Here is a 5,830-nt window from a genome sequence, read left to right as displayed (position 1 = left end):
GGGTGTACCCATAGCAGGCGCAAGTATTTATGTAAGTAATACCAGCATTGGGGTTACAACAGATCAGTTTGGTTATTATACGCTGGCGCTGCCCCGTGGCAAACAGTTATTGATTGTGAAAGGTATAGGCATGAAAGATGCGCGTAGGCAAATTATGCTTTATACCGACGGCGAACTGAATATCGAACTGCAGGACCAGGTAACCACGCTAAAAGAGGTAAAGATCTCGGCAGATAAAGTGGCAAATGTACGCAGTACCGAAATGGCCGTAAGCCGACTGGATATCAAAAGTATAAAACAGGTACCCGCTGTTTTTGGCGAGGCCGATGTTTTGCGTATTGTGCTTACATTGCCTGGTGTACAAACCGTTGGCGAGGCTACAACCGGCTTTAACGTAAGGGGTGGTTCCGCCGATCAAAACCTGATATTACTTGATGATAAAACAATTTATAACCCGGCCCACTTTTTTGGCTTTTTCTCGGCATTTAACCCAGATATTGTAAAAGGAATTGAGCTGTATAAAAGTACCATTCCCGAAAAGTTTGGCGGACGTTTATCATCTGTATTGGAAGTTACCGACCGTGAAGGCAACAAAAAGAACTTTACGGGTTCGGCGGGGATAGGCCTGCTTACCAGTAGGCTTAATGTTGAGGGGCCTATTGTGAAAGATAAAACGTCGTTCATTTTTGGTGGCCGCACCAGCTATTCTGATTGGTTGTTAAAATTATTGCCAAAAGAATATAAACACAGCCATGCATCGTTTTATGATTTTAACCTGGATTTAAGCCACCAGGTTAATAAGGACAATAACATTTATATTACTACCTATTTAAGTAACGATAATTTCAGGTTAAACAGCGATACTACTTATACCTACAGTAATAAAAACGCCAACATGAAGTGGAAGCACAATTTTAGCAGTAGGTTATACAGCTTATTAAGTGCTGGTTTCGATGGTTATAAATATGATATTGCCAGTACAGCAAACCCCGTTAATGCCTACAAACTGAAATTTGGTATTAACCAAACAAATTTAAAAGCCGATTTTACGTACTACCTTAACCGCAACAATACCCTTAATTTTGGCTTAAGCTCCATTTATTATAAATTAAACCCTGGTAGCGAAACACCAAACAGCTCATCTTCATTAATAATACCCGATAAGGTGGCAGATGAGCAGGCACTGGAAAGCGCCTTGTACCTTGGCGATAAAATTGACATTACGCCCAACTTTACCGTTAGCGCAGGCATCAGGTATTCGCTGTTCAATTACCTTGGCGCACAAACTGTGCGTAATTATGCGCCTGGTTTGCCGCGCTCTCCGCTGAACGTTGTTGATAGCACCAGGTACGGCAGCGGTAAAGTAATAAAAACATATTCGCGGCCCGAAATCAGGGTATCTGCCCGTTACAATATACAAGATGACCTGTCATTAAAGGCCAGTTATAATACGCTTGCCCAGTATATTCACCAGCTTTCAAATACCACTGCTATATCGCCCATTGATATTTACAAACTGAGCGATCCTAATATCAAACCGCAGTATGGCAGCCAGGTGTCTTTTGGTGTATTTCAAAACGCCCAACAAAACACCATCGAAACTTCGGTAGAGGTTTATTATAAACACATTGACAATTACCTGGATTATAAAAGCGGAGCAAAACTGGTGATGAGCCATGCTGTTGAGCAGGAAGTTTTAAATACCCGGGGCAAGGCCTACGGTGTTGAGTTATCGGTTCGTAAAACTACCGGCAAGTTAAACGGCTGGGTTAATTATACTTACTCACGCACATTTTTAAAGCAGGATGATGCCATTGCTGGTCAGCTGATTAATGGTGGGGCATACTACCCGGCCAATTATGATAAACCGCACAGCTTTAATTTTACCGGTAATTACCGCATAACGCACCGTTATAGTGTTTCACTGGATGTTACCTATAGCACTGGCCGGCCCATTACGTTGCCCATTGCCAAATATTATTCAAATGGCGCCGAGCGCGTGTTTTATTCAGGACGGAACGAATACAGGATCCCGGACTATTTCAGATCCGATTTTTCGATCAATATAGATGGCAACCATAAAATACACCAAACCTTCCATAATTCGTGGACGGTTGGGGTTTATAATCTAACAGGAAGACAAAATGCGTATTCAACGTTTTTTCAGCAGCAGGGCGGGGCAATTAACTCTTACCAGTTGTCCATTTTCGCCAGGCCCATACCTTTTATAAATTATAATATCAGGTTTTAATGTTAATAAGAGGGAAAAATGATAGCGCGATTGATTTATTTAAGAATGTTTTTGAGGAATTAACATGATGAAAAGGATACTATACATATTGTTTGTATTGATGGGAGCGATGGCTTGTAAAAAGCAAATCACAATTACCCCCTCGGCCAAAATAATCAGCTATCTGGTTGTTGATGGCAATATATCGTCGGGCGATTCTACCACGATAACCATACGTCGTACTGTGAACCTGGATAGCAATGCAAGATCGAACCCCGAATTGGGGGCTGTAGTAACCGTTGAAGGTGCTGGCGGTGCAAGCTTTGAATTGACAGGAAAAGGTAACGGAACTTATGTATCAGCGCCTTTAAACTTGTCCCCGGGCGAAAAGTACAGTCTTAAAATTACCACGCTAAACGGCAGTAAATACGCTTCGGATTTTGTGCCTGTAAAAAATTCGCCCGCAATAGATAGTGTGAGGACTACCATAACCGGCAACGGCTTGCAAATTGGTGTTGATACACATGACGCAGCTAACAATAGTAAATATTACAGATGGGAGTATACCGAAACCTATCAGATACAAAGCGCGTTTGAATCACTAATTACGGTAGTTCAAAACCCATCGGCGCCACCTCCCGATTTTCAGTATATCCGCACTCCCGCACAAAAAATATATAATTGCTGGATAAGTGATACCTCCAACACCATAATTACCACAACAACGGCAAAGCTTTCCGCCGATAAAGTAAATAACGCGCCAGTGGCGCTGGTTCCAGCTAACTCAGAAAAGCTTCGTTTCAGGTATAGCATTTTGGTCAAGCAATATGCAATTACTGCTGACGCATTTAATTATTTTGAGTTGCTGAAGAAAAATACAGAACAGATTGGTGGAATATTTGACCCACAGCCATCGGAGATAACGGGTAACGTACATTGTGTCAGTAACCCTGACGAGCCTGTTATTGGTTTTGTTACTGTAGGACAAGTAACGCAAAAACGAATTTTTGTTGATAAGGCCAGTCTACCGGCAAATTGGGTAGCCGAGACTCTTTACGGTAGCTGCCATCTGGATATACTGTTATACGCCCGAAAAGTAACAAACACCATTCCAACTATCCCGCCCATATATGTTAATGAAGTATACAACCTCATTTATTCGGGTTTAGTGTTAACGGTTGATTACGCACCCGGAGGTTACGCTGCATCATCGCCTATTTGTGTGGATTGTACCTTACGCGGAATAAATAAAAAACCATCATTTTGGCAGTAAAGCAATATTCGATCATGAAAAAAATTTCGAGCATTTTTTTCGCTTTGGCGATCATGTCAATAACCAGGTTGTTTGGGCAGGTATTGCCCGAGGTACAGGCTAATTTTAACGATTATACATCAAACGCGCTGCAGGAGAAGCTTTTTGTGCATACAGATAAAAAGGGCTATACCGCAGGCGAATTACTTTGGTTTAAAGTGTACAATGTAGATGGTTTTTTTATGAAACCGCTTGGTTTAAGCAAGGTGGTATATGTTGAAGTACTTGATGACAAGCAAACGCCGGTTTTGCAAACAAAAATAGCTATGAAGGATGGCAGCGGAAACGGTTCCTTATATATCCCCGTTAATTTGCCAACGGGTAATTTTGTGTTAAGGGCCTACACCAGCTGGATGAAAAACTTTAACGCTGATTACTATTTTTCAAAAAAACTAATCATTATAAACCCGCTAAAAAGTCCGCAAAAGGTAGAGAAAGCACAATTGGCCGCCTATGATATACAGTTTTTTCCTGAAGGTGGCAACCTGGTTAATGGTATAGAAAGTGTAGTAGGTGTAAAAGCCGCCGATCAATGGGGCAAGGGCTTAAACTTTAAGGGGGCAATTGTAAATCAGCACAATGATACTGTAGCCAGGTTTGAGCCACTGAAATTCGGAATTGGTCGTTTTGTTTTCAAGCCTCAAAGTAATGCCAGCTATCGCGCGTTAATTAAAATTGAGGGCAAAGTAATACAAAAGGAGATTCCGATGATAAGTGATAGGGGCTACGTAATGAGTTTAAAAGATAATGGAAGCGGGCAACTTTTGGTTAGCGTCAATACAAATCTGCCTGCGGGCAACGTTTTTCTTTTTGCGCAAAGCCATCATGTGGTTAAAGCGGTACAATCATCTGCTGTAAACAACGGCACCGCCAATTTTACTGTAGATAAAAGCAGGCTTGGCGAGGGGATATCACAAATAACTATTTTTAGCGTCGATAAAAAACCGGTTTGTGAACGCCTTTATTTTAAATGCCCAACAAAAAAACTGGCCATTAGCGCCAGCACAAGCTCCGCTGAATACGCTGTTCGTAAAAAAGTTGATGTTACTATAACCGCGCAAAGTGCAGGCGACAAACCTATAACTGCCAGCCTTTCGGTATCTGTTTACCGGCTGGATTCATTGCAGCATAATGACCGGGAAGATATCCTGAACTATTTGTGGCTAAGATCGGATCTGAGGGGGGCTATTGAATCGCCGGATTATTATTTTAATGATCAAAACGCTGTGGCAAATGAAGCTGCAGACAACCTGATGCTTACCCAGGGCTGGCGGAGCTTTGCCTGGGATGATGTGCTAAATAAAAAAACACCGACTTTTAATTTCTTACCCGAGTTGAACGGGCCTGTTATTACCGCCACCCTTGTTAATAGATTAACTAACCAGCCAGAAAAAGATATTCATGCCTACCTTGGGATACCGGGTAAACATATCCAGCTATATACCGCTAAAAGTGATGTCCACGGTAAGCTGGTGTTTAACATGCGAGAGTTTTATGGGCCAAATGAAATTGTTGCCGAAACCAATACTGCTGTTGATACCAACTATCGGATAGATATTTTGACTCCATTTTCTGACCAGTTTACTAATGCAACAACGCCGCATTTTGAGGTTACACCAGGCCTGCAAACAACCTTTGAAGATGCTGCATTGACCATGCAGGTGCAAAATATTTACAATGGCGCAAAAATGACGCAGTTTATTGATCCTCGCCCGGATACCACAGCATTTTATGGTACGCCTTACAAAACTTACCTGTTAGACAACTACACCCGCTTTACCACCATGGAAGAAGTAATGCGTGAATACATTCGTGAGGCAAACGTATTTCATACTAATAACAGGTTTCGGGTAAAAGTAGTAAGCGGGATAGGTTTTTTGGCAGATGAAGACCCAATGATCCTGATAGATGGCGTGCCGTTTTTTGACATGAATAAAGTATTTAAGGTTGATCCGCTCAAAATCTGGAAATTGGAGGATGTGCCATATAACTACTCGCTGGGGCCATCGTATGAGCATGGGATATTTAGTTTTACCAGCTACAAAGGTGATCTTGGCGGTGCCGAAATAGATCCGCATGCTGTGGTTTTGGATTATGAAGGTTTGCAACAGGAGCGCCGGTTTTACTCACCACTTTATGAAACCGATGCCGAGGCCTCAGGCCATATGCCCGATTTTAGGAATGTACTGTATTGGTCGCCATCGGTAAATACAGGTGCCGATGGTAAAAAACAACTGTCATTTTATACGTCAGACCAACCTGGTACCTATATTGGGGTAATACAAGGC

3 protein-coding genes are annotated in these 5,830 nt (G+C 42.1%); all 3 read left to right on the top strand.

The window, feature by feature from the left end:
* On the top strand, positions 1–2,251 hold a 2,251-nt coding region (locus AC1DPZ_RS20585; RefSeq protein ID WP_477406918.1), incomplete at its 5' end, for a TonB-dependent receptor.
* 64 nt (positions 2,252–2,315) lie between these two features.
* Positions 2,316–3,503 carry a DUF4249 domain-containing protein gene (locus AC1DPZ_RS20580; RefSeq protein ID WP_477406916.1) on the top strand — a complete coding sequence of 396 codons (1,188 nt, stop codon included), beginning with the start codon at positions 2,316–2,318 and terminating at the stop codon, positions 3,501–3,503.
* 14 nt (positions 3,504–3,517) lie between these two features.
* Positions 3,518–5,830, top strand: a 2,313-nt coding sequence (locus AC1DPZ_RS20575; RefSeq protein ID WP_477406914.1) for a hypothetical protein, incomplete at its 3' end; no start/stop codon positions are given.

The sequence above is a fragment of the Mucilaginibacter sp. P4_G9 genome (genome assembly GCF_056400985.1).
This window is presented reverse-complemented; position numbering and strand designations above follow the sequence as displayed.

Bases quoted from the DNA above. Each gene is read 5' to 3' on its own strand.
- AC1DPZ_RS20580 (WP_477406916.1), top strand. From the start codon at position 2,316: ATGATGAAAAGGATACTATACATATTGTTTGTATTGATGGGAGCGATG.